Genomic DNA, 15,076 nt, shown 5'->3' with positions numbered 1-15,076 from the left:
CCCTTGGATTTGCTGTAATTGGGGAAGAGTCCCACCCTCTCCGCCATAAAATCCTACTAGCATATTGTTTTTACACGATTTTATCGTACGGCAATTTACTTTTGGTACAATTATTGGTACAAAAAGTGGATGAACAAAGCTCGTCTTCCCGGCTTCGAAGCTCGATATCTGTATCTCCGTGGTGACGGTAATTTCGTCTATCGACGCCCGATTCCCGCACAGCTCCGATTGCTTGCCGGGCGAAAGTCCGAATTCAAGGAATCGCTGAGGACCCGCGATCCCGTCAAGGCGACCTTCCGTTACGGTGAACTTCACAGCAAATACGAAAATATTCTGGAACAGTTGAGAAACGGCATCCCCTTGTCGAGCCGAAAAATGCCGTCTCTCGCAGAGCTGAAAAACAAGGCAAAGGAGTTCAACCTCCCTTACAAGTCAGCCGATGACCTGATGGAAAAAGCTGACATGCGATCGATGATGAAACGTCTCGCAAAATGGGAAACCCTTGGCCGTCCCACCGGCATGGAAATGAGTGCACTGTTCGGGTCGCTGCCGGACCTTGTTACCATCCAGAACGTCCTCGAATTTTACGAGGAACATACCCGAGTGGACATGATCGGAAAAACCACGCGGGAGGCCAGCAAAAGCCAAAGCCCGGTCAAGGCCGCCGTCAAGCGGTTCAGGGATTTTGCCGGATCTGACATTCCCCTGGAGGAAATCAAACGTTCGACTGCAAACGAATACAAATCACACCTGATCGGGATTGTTGAAAAAGGTAAGCTCACCGCCGAAAGTGCCAACAAGACGATCATGCACCTTCGCAAAATCATCACCTTTTATATCGAGAACATGGATCTCGAAATGAGCAATCCCTTCGCCGGTATTCGGCTGAAGGGGAAGAAGAACTCGCGTCCTGTCTTTTCGCTTGAGTTCATCAAGCAGAACTGGCTGCGAGGTGATCCATTCGCGACGTTGAATGACGAAGCCAGAGGTGCACTCTTCGCCATGATCGATACCGGTTGCGGACCGAAGGAAATTATCGGTCTGGACGCGACAGAAATTCGGCTAGATGCCGAAATTCCTCATATCGTCGTTCAGGCCAACAAGTACCGACAACTCAAAACCGATCATCGTGGCCGAACTATTCCCCTCATCGGCCACGCCCTCAAGGCGTTTCAGGCGAACCCGGAGGGCTTTCCGGCATATAGGAGACCAACAGGGGCCGACGCCCTGTCAGCCGTGTTGATGAAGCACCTGAAGACGAACAAGCTTCTCGAAACTGACGATCACTCGGTTTACAGTCTCCGGCACATGTTCAAGGACCGGATGAGAAAGCACAAGATTCCTGAGGAACTGCAAAATTTCCTGATGGGTCACAAGAACACAATGATCGGTGCAAGTTACGGTACGGGATACGATCTCGCCAGCACACTCGAATACCTCAAAAATCTCGAATCCGACTGGAAATAACGGTTTACTTTTTTCAATAAATACAATATATTCAATCTGATGCTTAGGCATGACTGCCGTTAGTTTAAAGAGTCTATCCGGCTAGACAAAATCCCTAAAAATGAAATCAGATTTGAATGAGGATGAACTCGAGTGGTTCATCCAAGGGTTGTATTCGTTAGGAAATACGGCCCATAAAAACTCAGACCCGAAGATTGTTCGTTTGGTCAACTTTTATTGGAAAAAGGCCAAGGAATTAAGGGAAAACACCCGGCCTTTATGGCTTGAGGCGGCCTGATCCACCCCCCTTTAAAATAACATAATAGACGGCACACGTTATGCGTGCAAAGGTAGTGTTTGGGTGAGTTTGCCCTCGACTGCCTGTCTTATTGTGGCTATTAGATGGACTCGAGCGATGAGCCGAGCGGGTCCAATTGTTTATTATATTCTAAATATAGAATAACTTATAGGATATATTATAAAATCATATGGATAAATCTTCTAAATATAGTCTAGACTCTTCTTTCTCCCTCTTTATAGAGCAAGTATTTAATGAAAAATACATGTTTGACCTTCAGGTCAAGCATGTATGCCGTAAGGCATCCTTAAGTCATTTTTATAATCACCTGTTCTTTATTACAGTCCATTTTAAACCCGATATCTGCAAGATCGCCAACGAAAAATCTCCTGTTCAAACCAAGGCGATTTTCGATGCCTACAGGAAATGGCACCTGAACGTCAGCAAGAAGCTGCTGGGTCCAAAATTCAACAAGAAACCTCTGCTACAGCCGTTCAGCATGGCCTTCCTTGATGTCGAAGGAAGCCGCTACAAAATGGCTCCAAAGGTGTTTCAGATACCGCATATCCATGCCTTGCTTCTCGTTCATCCTGACACTCAGGCGGAGTTTGAGAAGCTGAGGAAAAGCGGGGTCCTGAAAGAAGCCAACGACAGTCGCATTACCGGCATCGATATAATCAAGTTCGAGCCGCAACTTGGCTCTGTTACGCCGCTGATGACCTATGCGTCAAAATATCCTCGCCAGACTCTTCGAGAGGCGAGGATCGATAAGACGTTTTGGTCGTATCCGGATTTGGATGCGGAGATTTACCCTTTTTATGGAAACGGCGTGGCAGGCTGATTGATTACTACTACCGAATTTTGCAGATTGAGTTTCTGCACCAAACCGAGAATACATTATCTACTGCTCTACAGAACTCTTTTGCTGTCGCTTCCATCTCTTTAACTTCCCCCGGGGTCTTAGTTGCAGAAGGATCTCCATGCGCAATGGCGTTCCTAGTATCAACAATCGTATCAATTCCGGTTTCTAAGATTGGTCCACGCCTTGTGAGTAAGCGCATAAAATCAAGCCTAAAATCTGCGTATCCAAACCTGCCGAAATAAGCCTTGATTTTATCGAATTTTGGATTTGAGAAACCAGAGTTGAAGTCGCTGGACGAAATTGGACCATGTAAGGGACCGTCAACTTGCCAGAACGGCGCATCGGTTTCGAAAAAAATCTGCACGTGTTTTGCTATTGAGTCTGGTTGACTACTGCCACGTATATTCTCAATACGATCCTTTGAAACGTAGTAAAAAAATTGGGGCGCCATTTGACTTCTGGAAACTCCGACACGGTGAGCAGTGTCGAGAGTATGCTCTCCCAGTTCCTTAATATATGCCTCTATGTGACTGGACAGCAAAACAACTGAAGCTCTACAAAGAGCACTAATTTCTGGGCCATGAGCGAACGAATTCTTTGAGCGCTCCAGCTTTGCTGCTTTCTTACGAAGTAAAGAAACTTCTTCGATACGTGAGGCAAACTCGCGGTAAATCGGAGTGTACCGTGTCATTATAAACCAATCTGGGCCATGCGTTGCAACCACATCTCGAAACGACGTTCAGTTCTTTTTTTATGGTCCACGGATCGACTGATTAAGTCTTGAAACTCTTCATTTTCACAAAGATCGACGTAGGTCGCTCTAAATTCGGGAGCTTTCTCGAAAGCAAGGGGCTGATCTACTCGACTCGCGGTAAACATCGTCAAATCGAACAGCGCTCGATTTATTGCTGTGCCATCAGGGCGACGGAAGCAGGTCTTTGGGCTAAACCATGTCAGCGAGGAGGAGATCGCTGAATGCCACTTTCTTCTTAAATCAGCGATTTCATGATCAGCTAGTTTTCTGCCAGCCTTTGCGGCATCATTTAGCCAATGTTTGAGAGGAGTTTTGTAGCTGCTTAGCTGTTGAATTTGGAAAGAAAAGAAACGAAGGATCATTTCCTCGTCAGCGAGCCGACTATCGGGAGCCTTCCGGCCCCGAATAGACAGCCAGTTCTTGTCGAAAGACAACTCCGCGAGCAGATCGTTAAGGGTACCCCGGGATACGCAATTTCTTAATTCTTGGGCATTTAACGGCATAGTGCTCGTGTTGAGGCGCTCAAATACGTCGAACTTTATCTCGGGATGAGATTCATTTGTGATAACCACGCACCGGAGTGTGTGCGTTCGCAACTTACGCTGCTCTTTGCTTGGCAATTCAAAAAATCTCTTGTTATCGAACTCTGGAAGCGCCTCAAGCCCCTTCAACGCAAACTGGTTTTCCACAAATCTGTAAAGCGAATATATTCGTTGCTGACCGTCGATTACATCGAGTTCACTCTCCTCGTTTTCGGAAAGATAACACGGCGGTATCGGAACATTTAATAAGACAGATTCGACTAATCGCGAGGCTAAGGTATCGGACCAGACGTATTGGCGCTGAAACTTTGGTCGAGAACTCAAAGGACGGAGAAAGAGAATTGACGATTTCACCTGTCCAACAATCGCATCAATTGCAAGGTCATATGGCTGGGTGACAACCTTTCTATCTCTCAGCGGTGTGGTCTCGGGATCCGGAAGCACGCCGTCGAGATCCGCTTCATATATCTGATTTTCCATGTTTCTCCCTCATTCAGGCGGAAATTGCCCTATCCCGGAACCTGTTTGGTCATACATTATCGCTGCACAACAATCACTAGTCGAACGTAAAGGTAGCGTTCGGTAGATTGATAAGGGAAAGCCGATCAAAAATCCCGGTTCGTATCGAAAGAAAGTTACTTGGAGCCCGTGGCTCCTGCTTTTATCGGGATTGAAACGTGAAACACTATAGATAATTCGGTTTCACAATTTAGCCGTTTTCATATCCTGCGGCACCAAATAGTCAACCCCTGATTGGGTATTTCGAAACACCTCGTATAAGAAGTGTTTCGATCAGCGAAGTGCGGCTTTCGACCTCTTCTTCAACAACTATTTCAGATTTTGCTCGCTCAAAGCATTCCTGAAACAAAATTATCTATTCGGTTTCAAAGGCAATGTTTTTAAGTGAGATCGGATGATGAACGAAAATAATGTTGATCAAAAAATATCAATAATCCTGCAAGTTCAGTTGCAGTTGGCGTCCTTCATAAATCCAAAAAATATCTAATTTATACGGTAAAATCAGATGTTTACACGATCTATCGTCTTGATAAAGTGTTTCAAGACGTAAAGGAATACCTCAGCAATGATCAATGATTGCAATGGAAAACGACTTTATCTTACCTCGTCAGAGCGACAGGCTTTCCTGAAAGCCGCCATCAAACGACCCGGAGCGATCCGTTCTTTCTGCGAAACGCTGCACTTTACCGGATGCCGTATTTCCGAGGCTCTCAACCTGACCGTTGACCGGATCGATCTCGAAAATGAGACGGTCATCTTCGAGACTCTGAAGAAACGACGCTCCGGCGTGTTTCGAGCCGTGCCGGTCCCTTCACAGCTTCTGAACACACTTGAACTTGTCCATCAAATTCGTCGGCCGGGAAAGCTGGATCGTCGCCTGTGGCCGTGGTCGAGAGCGACAGGGTGGCGATACGTCAAATCGGTGATGACAGATGCCGGAATAGCATCTGGTCCGCAATCGTCTCCCAAAGGTCTGAGACACGGTTATGGCGTGAATGCCATCTCTTCCGGTGTTCCCTTGAACATGCTGTCAAAATGGATGGGCCACTCAGCGATTGAGATCACGTCAATCTATGCCAACGCCGTGGGCAGCGAACAAAAGCAGATATCGGAAAGAATGTGGATCAACCCCTAGCGATGCCGTCGGTGCGTTCGCGTCGCAAAATTTGAAGCCAGAAGTAGCACTTGGGATGAGCAATGCTGAAAAGAACGAAATACATCTACCCCTTCCTCGCCGGAATTGCCTTGTCCGGTTGCGATCAGAACGTAACAGCAACGCTGTACACCAGCGACATTCAGGGAATGATTGAGACGCACGGAAAAAGCGTTCCCGTTGATATCACAATCGAAGTCCTCGAGTCCGGGATTGATAAGCAGTGCGCGAAGCCAGAAGGCAAAATGATCGTTGATGCCGTCGCGTCAGTATTCGAAAATGCAAGCCTGATTGGATGTGAAGATATTTCCGGAAGCATCAACGACAGGATGCTGATCAAGGCAAGAACAGTCCTTGATGCACCTACCTCTCCCGAGGTAGAGCCGGGGAAATTCCTGCTGCATTTCAGCACTTTTAAAGAAGACAAATCAAACTTCATCGTCGTACGCTTCAACGCCGAAGCCTATTCAACGCTTCAGCAGCAGCTTCAAAGAATTAACATGATGGCACGGCCGAAATTCGAGGACGCGTCCATGACCGTAACAATCGAAAACGATACGCGTGAACCTGTGGCGATTTATACCAATACAGGTTTGTTCGTTGACGGTGCACCTGCCGATCAAAACGTTGAAGCGAAGCTTGCTCCCCGGCAAAAAATGACGGTCAAGCTGGGTGACGTCAAGCAATCGTTTCTGGGCAAAAACGGCTGGGCTGGTATCGCCAACGTCGGCCATCGCCCTTCTTCAAACTAACTTATCAGGATTTCAAACAATGCAAAAAGCAGGCGGAATTATCGCACTCATCGCAGGTATTTTCGGCATTCTTGCCGCAGCGATAACATTGTTCGTCGGTGGTATCGGGGCTGGACTGGAAGCCGACGGTGCATCTACCGTCGTCGGTTTAGGATGGGGCGGTATCCTCTTCTCGTTCCTCACGATATCTTTGGGGCCGTTGCCATGGGAGCGACGAGCAAAACTCCCGGTGGATTGCTTATCGTCAGTGCAATCCTTGGAGCGGTTCTGGGTGGAACCCTCGTCGCCATTTTCATGGCCCTCGCTTTCATCGGCGGCATTCTTGCTGTCTTCGGCGCAAAGAAAGCGACTGTCGCAGAAGCAAAATGAAGCTCTTCTGGAAATCATTGTTCTGGATTGTGATCGTTGGTCTTGGCTTGCCGGTTTTTGGAAGCCTTTTGGGTCTCATCCTTTCGTCATTCATCGGCGTTCAAGGCGCGGGTAGCCCCGGTAGAGAGGTTTTGGACGAGACCCCGGTCAGCACCACGCCTCCTGACGATCTGGTGAATGCACTGTCATTTTTTTCAGGACTTACCGAGGTCCAGAAGAACGAGATCAAGGATTCCTATCGCGGAAAGCTGGTGGCGTGGAAGCTGCCGGTCTGGGACGTCTCGCAGCGGAACGAGGAATTTGTCATCCAGACGTCCAGTCAGGGTAAGATCGCGATTTTCTGTAAAATCAGACCGTCCGATGACAACGAGGCAAAGAGGATCAGGCAACTGGCCGCGGGCCATTTGATCACCTGCAAAGGTATCGTCAATGGCTACACTTTGGGAAACGTGAATATCTCCCCCGCCAAACTGGCAGATTGATGGGCGGCATCTTCATTCATAGTTTCAGAGAAAACGCACCCATGAGGAGAGATATTAATGAAAAAAGCTACCGTTTATGCAGCGATCGTCCTTGGTTTAATGGCCACCTCCGTTGAGGCGTCAACGATTGAACCTTCAGTCTACGTATGTTTCCCAACCGACGAGGGCGAGGCAGAGCTAGACAACATTGTTGAAATTGCCACCACAGCCGCACAGCAGAGAAAACTCTATTCGACGGCTAAGAAGGGCGTTCAAGAGGGATTTTACACGGACTGTCATCATGAGGGCGGCGCCAAGGGATATCCGGAGGTTAAGTCCGTTCAGGATTGTAAGAAACACGCGGATGAGTGGTACGGTCAGACCGGAGGGGCCTTGGTGATTATTTCTTGTGTCACAAAATAGAGCCGTACCTCAATCCGCGGCGCATTGGAGCGGGGTAAAAACTAGGAATTCCTCTTCCAGACGTTACTGCACCGTTTTTCCTGAAGACGGCGAAGGGCGAAGCTCATCTTTCAATACAAAAAATCCGTTGTTTGTATTCTCCCAGCTTAATATACTTTTATAAAGCTTCGTCTCTTTAAATTTATCATTATTAAATACTAACCGAAAGTGGAGTTCACATTCACTTCCATAGCTCTGCGCCTCCTTTCGGGCACCTAATTCGCATCGGAGGGAGGCACCTAACGCGCAGTGAAAATCATGACCATTAGTGAATTGGAGAAGATCATGGTTACCTTGAGCATTACTCTCAATCGCAACCCTTAATTCTTTCTTCTGTTGCTCGTTAATAGTCGCTTTTCCTATGAGATCGTCGATATACCGATCCAATCTCACGGAAAAGTTCAAAAAATAATCGCCGGCATTCAAGTGAGATACTTTGTATGGAATGAGGCGTTTGGCATTTAGATGTCGAGCCGATGAAATCGGGCGCAGGCCATCAACAATCTTATCAAAGATCGCTGACGCTCCTCCGTGTGCTACTACTTTGCTATCTTCGCCCACTTGCTCTAAATACAAACCCAGAATATCAGGTGTTATCCAATCAAGATCGAAGTCGTGCCTGTCAGAGTAAACAACTCGTACGTCCTTAGATAGTCGGTTGAGCATCCGGTCGAAATCAGCGTCAAGAATCGCGATAATACCGGCCGGTGGCTTTTGCTGAAGCAAAGAAACCGCTTCTAGAGCTTTGGGCCTTCCCCAACAGTTTACTAATATACATTTGCTGTTATCGACATATTGCTTAAAACGCTTTATGTCAGTGCCGCCTTCAACCATGACAATGGATCTAGACTTATCGCTTTGTCTTTCCATCCTAATGTGTCTGGCAACCATTGGCCCGGTCATATGTCTTTGTATTGAAAGGCTCACTTTGGATTTTCTTCCTCTTCCTCGTAGCTAAATTCTGACAGCTCATCCACGTCGCCAAGCTCAACTACTAGTTCCTCCCACTCCCCAATAAGCTGAGGAGAATGAGTGGCGAGTATAACGTCAAACTTATTAAGCTTAATTATGCTGAGAAGATCGCCTATGAACTGTCTTTGCCAAGCAACGTGTAAAGACAGCTCTGGTTCATCTATCAAAATGAGCGAGTTCTTTTTAATTTCGAAGAGCATCTCGAAGAAAAGAACGAGCTGATGCTGCTCGCCAGACGAAAGTTTTTCTAGGGGGATTTCACGCTCGCCAGAGCGAACATCTATGCCGTTCTTACGGTTGATTGTGACGTCTTTCGTAACAAAGCGCTTATCTATGAGCTTTTTGAAGAGCTTAATCTTGGCGAGCAGGTCAGATAGTGAAGCTAGTTTTTTCTTTGTATCCTCTGCGTAAACGTGAAGTACACTTGCAACTTCTCGCTTCAAGGGCCCCTCTGGAAGCTCAACGGGCTCATCTGTTTCTGTGTCGAGAATGCCTGCTGCCATCAGTTCTTTACGTTTATCGTCAAGGCCAGCCAAAACATCAGTGAGACCTTCGGGGCTTACGTTGCTGTCCTGACTGATAACTCGACGTGGGAACGAACGATCTAATGATTGTGAAAGAGTCGCATAAGCATTGATCTGCGCTGCAATAATTTGCTTGATTTTCTCTGATTTACGAGTAATGGCAAGATTTGATGTTGTCTTTCTTGGCGGTTGGTCGTAGTAATAACCACTATTTTGCTCATGTAGAATAAGAAGACGCTGCGTTTCAATTAGTTTGCACTCGATGCCGAGTAGTATTGATAGTTCGCTCGGCAATGCGCCGTAAAATTGCTCGATCAAATCATCAGGCAAGCGTTCGCCGAATTCATCAATGATTTCATCGAGCTTCATTACCCGACCAGAATGGTCATGCCGCCAACGTTCCGGGCCGATACGCGTAAGAAATGGAAGATAGCGCTCGACATGTGCAACTCTTTTGGCTTCGTTGGTCCGGGGGGACCACGCCGCTTTGCCTTTAGCCCCACGTAGCGAAACAGAAATTTTCGTATCGCTTTCGCCAGTTTTGGGCTTTCTTCGCACGTCGACTATCGAGCCATCAGTGAATGTATAGACGGCCTGATCAAAATCAACTTCTAAGAAGAGTTACCACCTTTTTGAGAAAAGCGCCTCGATCAACCTAAGGCAAAGCGTCTTTCCTGTCCCATTTGGCGCTATAAATGCTGTGACATGCTCCTCGATCTGGAGCGGTATCTCGTAACTAAACTGCCCAAATAGCCCAATAATCTCGAATTTTGCCAATCGCGCAACGACTTTTGGCTCATCAATTATGGATAAGGATTTAGTGATCTTCATACGGTTGCTCAATGCGATTATGGTTGATTAGTTAATGTTCAACTGTAAATGTAAAAATGCATATGCCCGTTTAACGCGCAATAGGCAATTTACTTTTCTATCGTTTTCATTTTGTATATCTCTGTTGCTCCGAGGGTTTGCCTCTGAAAGTTTGATGTTCAGATTGAAGTGCTAGTCTTATGAATATCAAGGTGTGCGGACGTTAGATGTGAACGCGATAGGTAGAGCAGATGATTGGGCTTTAATGTCCTCAACGCGCTCTGTGATGTCGATATAGAAGTTACTTTAAAACTTCTGCTTGTAGGATCGCTAAATCAACGTACCACTGTGACAAACGAAAAGGACCCAAATGGCGAAAGACGCAGACTCACCTGATAAGACGACTGCTGCTGCCGCTGACCCTCCAAGCGGGAATAGTGAAAAGACGGAGCGTCGTGAGATAAAGGGCGGTGTACCCTATACAGCCTCACCGGGGATATTCAAAAAGGCACTCGAAACGATAATCACTGCCGAACGCCCAGATAAGTTTAATCCAAATTTTATGGAAACAATTCTGGGTATCCGCGGCGGCGCCTCTCGTGCCGTTCCACCTCTCTTCAAGAAGATGCAGTTTATTGGTGCCGACGGTACGCCTACTGCATTATATTCGAAATTTAAAACGGAAGGTGGCAGAAGCCAAGCAGCTTATGAAGCGTTGAAAAATTCATTTGGTGAGTTGTTCAAGCGGAACGAATACATTTACCGAGCTGATGAAGGCGCTATCAAAGACGTATTAGTGGAAATAACAGGTCTGAAGAGAAATGACCCAGTTATCAGGCAAATGCATGCGACTTTTGAGGCAATCAAAGCTTTTATCGATGGTGAACCGAGCAAAGCTGTTGTTGAAAAATCTGATGACATCGCTACATCACAACAAGGCGCCGTAGACCATAGTGGAACTAAACTCAAACTAGGACTGTCCTATCAACTAAACATTATATTACCCGAAACGGAGAACATTGCGGTTTTCAATGCCATTTTCAAAAGTCTGAGAGAGAACTTGCTGCGATGAGCGACGACCGCGAGATCGAGTTGTTCATTTTGAAGAACGCGGTGATCACGAGAGAGCTTCGAGCTACGTTCACATCGAACAGAGTTGGCAATGCACGTGGGGCCTTGGAAACTCAGGCAGACTCTTTAGTAAACGAGTACTTACGGCAGGTTGATTTTGAAACCTTGGCGGATGCCGAGCGTATGAGCGAATTCTACAAGCTATTTTATGCTTTGGAAAATGACATCCGAGACCTTATCGAAGCGACTATGGTTGAGGGAAAAGGTTCTGACTGGTGGCATACAGCGGTGCCCCAATTTGTGCGAGATAACGCGCAGAAGAACAGTGACAAAGAGGCTGCAGAAGGTCTTCCACCCCGGTCGGACAGAATGCTGGACTACACCACCTTTGGTGAACTAGGCGAAATACTGAAGGAGAACTGGGATGTTTTCTCCGGCATGTTTTCCAATGCCACTCGCAGCCGTGTCTTAAGAGTAATCAACCGTTTGAACCTTGTGCGTGGCCCCATAGCGCATTGTAATTTTCTGCCAGAGGAAGAAGCTATTCGTCTTAAATTGGCTATTCGAGACTGGTACATGCTGATGGAATAATGGTTTGCGTTTATAATGCGCTTACATAAGCGTTATGATCGCCTACACGCTAATATATTACGAAAACATCGTCCAATATCTGGCGAATCCGCGTATTGTGCTCATAACCTTCCGTTCACATCGCAATTCAGTGTTTCCTGCCGGCGTTGCAGGTCACTCAATGCTGGTATTGGGAGTTCACGCGACCTGATTAATTTGGTACATTTTTTGGTACTTTAAATCTTGATAGAAATATAAAAAGCATAATAATTACAAGTGCATGATTAATATGTGGAGGTGAAATGACTTCCACCCTCTCCGCCATAATTTGCCTTGGGCAAGCAAGGTTTTCCCGCGATTTTTTGAACTTATGCTATCTTTGATGCTGCTGGAAATGGCTATGTCCATACTCGGCACTTCCATGCCTCCGGACTATATGAAGCCGTTGATGGGAGGATGCGTCGTCCCCTAGTGAAGATCGATGCCATGCAAGGGCATCCGATGCGTGATCTTCGATAACAATTGGAGATCACGCGGCATCGATCTGGAAGAACAGGGGGGACGCAGGCACGCGCAGGTTCATATCCGCCATTGCCTCTCGCGGTGGAGGCGCTATCATAATTGTGTCGTAAAGGACGGCGAGCTTTGGGAGGAGCGATACGTGAGACGGATGTGGCCAGACGAATTTGCCTTTCTGCTGGACGGCGCGGAAGAGGTTGACCTGCATATTCCATCGATGGAGCACAAAGATGGTTCCCCCGGGGAAACGATATCCAGAAGAGCCTTGAAAGCCCGTATCAGCCAACAGGATTTTGAGAAGATTTGGCCCCTGGCAGAAGCTCGCTATCGGTTGAACGGCCGGCTTTCGGGCAAGGCGATTACGCTGATTGCCAACAACCCTCATTACCAGAAATGGCATCCCTCCGACGGTGGCAGCGTCGAGAGCGTGTCCGACAGCGGTCAGAAATACACGACTCGTTATGTGATCGTGCATTTTCTTCTGGATGATGTTCACGAGCCTGTCGAAGCCTGAAGGTCTAAGTGCCGGTTCTTGCCAGTGGATTGGTTGAGTGGCGTCGAAGTCATTTTAGTCATCGGCGCCATTTTCCTGCCGCCTTCGATCTTCCCATACATCTGGCCGTCAAAGGCACATGAGCCGCGCGTGATCAGACTTTAGGTTGCTCATGGGTGGCGCAATGGATGCCGCCGCCTACCTCACCCACCGGGTCGATATTTAACGTGATGATCTCACGGCCGGGATAAAGCTTGCCAAGAATGGCTGCGGCTCGTTCGTCGGCTTCCCGGTCGCCGAATTCAGCGGCGATGACCGCACCGTTGCAGACATAATAATTGACATAGGAAGATACGAAATCGGCGCTGTCAGCACGAATGTCGTAGGGTTCCGGCAAAATGACCATGTCCAGCTTTCGACCCTCGGCATCGGTGGCTGCGGCCAGAATGTCATGGGTTTCGAAGGCGGCGATCGACCACGGATCATCGTGGTCGATCTTGTCTCCCATCTGGATCAGCAATTGGCCGGGCTTGACGAAACGGGCGAGTGCATCGATGTGGTAATCGGTGATATCGGCACCGATGATTCCGGGTGCCCACAACATCTTGCGCGCGCCCATCGTGTCGAGCAGCAGCCGTTCGATTTCGGCCTTGTCGCCCCGGTTGCGATTGATATTGATGAAGCTGCTTTCATGGGCGATCAAGGTGCCATGGCCGTCGGTTTCCACTCCTCCAGCCTCGCCCACCAGCCCTGCGTCAAAAATCGAAAGGCCCATACGTTCGGCTATCCGCGCGGCAATCTTTCCGTCGGCATTGTGGGTTTGCTTGTTGCCCCAGCCGTTGAAGTTGAACTGCGTGATGGCGAGCCCACCCTTGCCATCCACAACAAAGGACGGCCCGGAATCGCGACACCACAGATCATCCGTCGGAATGTCCCATAAGTCGACGTTGCGCGACACCTGTTTACGGATTGCACCATGGTGCTGCGCTGCGGCCAGCATCACGACGGGCTCAAATTCGGCTATGGTGTTGGCGATTTTCGCGATGGTTTTCTGAAGATCGTCAAGAAAATCGGGATCGTCATGCACGGCAGGGTTCACCGGCCACTGCATGAAAGTGCGTTCATGTGGTTCGGTTTCCTCAGGATACCAAAAACCGGCGGCACGGGCTGACGGACCTGCTGTCCTGCCCTGTTGGGCCGAGGACGAAAGGCCGGCGGTGGCAGCCGCGGCAAAAAGCAGTGTCTGGCGGCGGGTCATCATCGTATCACCATGAAAATACAAAGAAAACGATCGCTTCAGCTTATGGGTGCGCACCTTGGGTTTGCCCAGAGGTATTGCCAACCAAGGCTAAAATTGTCTTGCAACTTCAGCTCATATTCCAATGTGGCTTTTACATGGATGTGACGGATAAATGCATGTCTTTTTAGGCTGAGGGCATCTTATGTGCCGGAAACGACCATTATTTCGATTGCCGTAGTGTGTTGGCTCGACTTCTCGCGAAGCGTCACGGTTTTACTCCGTTCGGTTCAGAAACCGCTTTTGGCAAGAAACACCCTGCTGGCTGCAAGGTCATCCAGAATGCTGCCGGCGTTGCGCGGGTCGCGTTCCTGCTCGATGGTGATGTAACCGCCGTAACCGAGTTCCGTCAGAAGGCTGCGAATGGCTGGGTAATCGATAGAGCCGCGGCCGATCGGGCACATGACGCCCTTGGCGCAGGCGTCGAAGAAGCGGATGCGTTCTGCCATCACCTCCTCGAAAACCGCAGCGTCGATATCCTTGAAATGAATATAGTCGACACGGTCCCAATAGCGGCGAAGCGCGGTGACGGGGTCCATGCCGGAATAGGCCATATGGCCGGTATCGAGGCACAGGCCCGCGAGATCGGCGGGAATGTCCTCAACGATCTGCTGCAACTCATCGGCAAATTCGATGTAGCCGCCGGCATGCGGATGAATGGTGGCACGCACGCCGTATGTGTCGCGGGCGAGCGTTGCGATGGCACGGATGTTTTCGACCATCCCCCGCCATGCGGCTTTATCGAGGCGCGGTGCGCGATCGGAATGGCCGGCGGCGTAGTCGCGTTCGTCATGGCCCCAGTCCATGACCGTCAGATAGGGGGCGGGAAAACGCTGGCCGGCATGGGTTTCCGGTTTTGGCAGGCGAGTGATCAGCGCGCAGATTTCGTCGGTCTGGCGCAGCAGGTTGTCGCGGTTGTCAGGTGAGACCAGGTCGTCGAAGATCGTGCCGGCAACGATCTTAAGGCCGCGCTCGTCCAGCGCCTGCGAAACGCGGCTGAGATCGAGCGGCAGATAGCCATAGGGGCCAAGTTCCAGCCCGCCGAAACCGGCGGCATTCGCCTCATCCAGCACCTTTTCCCAATGGGGCAGATGGGGATTTTTGACGTCATCGACGCCCCAGCAGCAGGGAGCGGTGGTAATGGTGATCGGGTTGGTCATGGCATCCTCGTGGCGCGATTGGTGCCGGGCCGCGTTCTGCGG

At 48.9% G+C, this 15,076-nt stretch carries 16 protein-coding genes; 10 read left to right on the top strand and 6 right to left on the bottom strand.

Annotation, left to right across the window (positions count from 1 at the left end; translation table 11 throughout):
- Positions 1-129 precede the first annotated feature (129 nt).
- Together ACQZ5F_RS17660 and ACQZ5F_RS17655 are read left to right on the top strand one after the other, a co-directional pair.
- Complete coding sequence (locus ACQZ5F_RS17660) at positions 130-1,467, top strand: DUF6538 domain-containing protein (protein WP_225338833.1); 1,338 nt, start codon at positions 130-132, stop codon at positions 1,465-1,467.
- 542 nt (positions 1,468-2,009) lie between these two features.
- Positions 2,010-2,585, top strand: coding sequence for a hypothetical protein (locus ACQZ5F_RS17655; RefSeq protein WP_225338832.1), 576 nt, complete (start codon positions 2,010-2,012; stop codon positions 2,583-2,585).
- Between the two features lie 10 nt (positions 2,586-2,595).
- Here ACQZ5F_RS17655 and ACQZ5F_RS17650 read toward each other — a convergent pair whose 3' ends face one another.
- Together ACQZ5F_RS17650 and ACQZ5F_RS17645 are read right to left on the bottom strand one after the other, a co-directional pair.
- The gene (locus tag ACQZ5F_RS17650; RefSeq protein WP_225338831.1) at positions 2,596-3,297 is read right to left on the bottom strand and encodes an MAE_28990/MAE_18760 family HEPN-like nuclease; all 702 of its coding nucleotides are present in this window, start codon (positions 3,295-3,297) and stop codon (positions 2,596-2,598) included.
- Positions 3,297-4,382 carry a GmrSD restriction endonuclease domain-containing protein gene (locus ACQZ5F_RS17645; RefSeq protein WP_225338830.1) on the bottom strand — a complete coding sequence of 362 codons (1,086 nt, stop codon included), beginning with the start codon at positions 4,380-4,382 and terminating at the stop codon, positions 3,297-3,299. The genes ACQZ5F_RS17650 and ACQZ5F_RS17645 overlap by 1 nt, the downstream gene beginning before the upstream one ends.
- Before the next feature lie 604 nt (positions 4,383-4,986).
- Here ACQZ5F_RS17645 and ACQZ5F_RS17640 point away from each other — a divergent pair.
- The 5 genes from ACQZ5F_RS17640 (at position 4,987) to ACQZ5F_RS17620 (ending at position 7,579) form a co-directional block, all read left to right on the top strand.
- On the top strand, positions 4,987-5,556 hold the full coding sequence (locus tag ACQZ5F_RS17640; RefSeq protein ID WP_225338829.1) for a tyrosine-type recombinase/integrase: 570 nt from the start codon (positions 4,987-4,989) through the stop codon (positions 5,554-5,556).
- A 62-nt stretch (positions 5,557-5,618) separates the two neighbouring features.
- Positions 5,619-6,326 (top strand): DUF7424 family protein, encoded by a 708-nt coding sequence (locus tag ACQZ5F_RS17635; protein ID WP_225338828.1) that lies wholly within the window; start codon positions 5,619-5,621, stop codon positions 6,324-6,326.
- A 204-nt stretch (positions 6,327-6,530) separates the two neighbouring features.
- Complete coding sequence (locus tag ACQZ5F_RS17630) at positions 6,531-6,695, top strand: hypothetical protein (RefSeq protein ID WP_448730587.1); 165 nt, start codon at positions 6,531-6,533, stop codon at positions 6,693-6,695.
- The gene (locus ACQZ5F_RS17625; RefSeq protein ID WP_225338826.1) at positions 6,692-7,177 is read left to right on the top strand and encodes a hypothetical protein; all 486 of its coding nucleotides are present in this window, start codon (positions 6,692-6,694) and stop codon (positions 7,175-7,177) included. The genes ACQZ5F_RS17630 and ACQZ5F_RS17625 overlap by 4 nt, the downstream gene beginning before the upstream one ends.
- Before the next feature lie 57 nt (positions 7,178-7,234).
- Entirely contained in the window at positions 7,235-7,579 is a 345-nt protein-coding gene (locus tag ACQZ5F_RS17620) for a hypothetical protein (RefSeq protein WP_225338825.1), read from the top strand.
- Between the two features lie 63 nt (positions 7,580-7,642).
- On the opposite strand, the gene ACQZ5F_RS17615 is transcribed toward ACQZ5F_RS17620, so the two are convergent.
- The gene (locus tag ACQZ5F_RS17615) at positions 7,643-8,545 is read right to left on the bottom strand and encodes a hypothetical protein (protein WP_225338824.1); all 903 of its coding nucleotides are present in this window, start codon (positions 8,543-8,545) and stop codon (positions 7,643-7,645) included.
- Positions 8,542-9,672, bottom strand: a complete 1,131-nt coding sequence (locus tag ACQZ5F_RS17610) for an AAA family ATPase (protein ID WP_448730588.1) — start codon at positions 9,670-9,672, stop codon at positions 8,542-8,544. The genes ACQZ5F_RS17615 and ACQZ5F_RS17610 overlap by 4 nt, the downstream gene beginning before the upstream one ends.
- A 622-nt stretch (positions 9,673-10,294) precedes the next feature.
- On the opposite strand from ACQZ5F_RS17610, the gene ACQZ5F_RS17605 reads away from it, so the two are divergent.
- The 3 genes from ACQZ5F_RS17605 (at position 10,295) to ACQZ5F_RS17595 (ending at position 12,598) form a co-directional block, all read left to right on the top strand.
- Entirely contained in the window at positions 10,295-10,996 is a 702-nt protein-coding gene (locus ACQZ5F_RS17605; RefSeq protein ID WP_225338822.1) for a DUF5343 domain-containing protein, read from the top strand.
- Positions 10,993-11,586 (top strand): Swt1 family HEPN domain-containing protein, encoded by a 594-nt coding sequence (locus ACQZ5F_RS17600; protein WP_448730589.1) that lies wholly within the window; start codon positions 10,993-10,995, stop codon positions 11,584-11,586. The genes ACQZ5F_RS17605 and ACQZ5F_RS17600 overlap by 4 nt, the downstream gene beginning before the upstream one ends.
- A gap of 649 nt (positions 11,587-12,235) precedes the next feature.
- A complete protein-coding gene (locus ACQZ5F_RS17595) occupies positions 12,236-12,598 on the top strand; it encodes a hypothetical protein (RefSeq protein WP_225338927.1) in 363 nt (120 codons plus the stop codon).
- A 133-nt stretch (positions 12,599-12,731) separates the two neighbouring features.
- Here ACQZ5F_RS17595 and ACQZ5F_RS17590 read toward each other — a convergent pair whose 3' ends face one another.
- Together ACQZ5F_RS17590 and ACQZ5F_RS17585 are read right to left on the bottom strand one after the other, a co-directional pair.
- Positions 12,732-13,838, bottom strand: coding sequence for an agmatine deiminase family protein (locus ACQZ5F_RS17590; protein ID WP_225338820.1), 1,107 nt, complete (start codon positions 13,836-13,838; stop codon positions 12,732-12,734).
- 266 nt (positions 13,839-14,104) lie between these two features.
- Positions 14,105-15,034: a sugar phosphate isomerase/epimerase family protein gene (locus ACQZ5F_RS17585; protein WP_046799998.1), complete on the bottom strand. Its 930-nt coding sequence runs from the start codon at positions 15,032-15,034 to the stop codon at positions 14,105-14,107.
- Between the last annotated feature and the right edge of the window lie 42 nt (positions 15,035-15,076).

Source organism: Agrobacterium sp. 22-210-1, assembly GCF_053522525.1.
The sequence above is the reverse complement of the archived record's forward strand: the minus strand, read 5'-3'. Positions and strand labels throughout refer to the sequence as shown.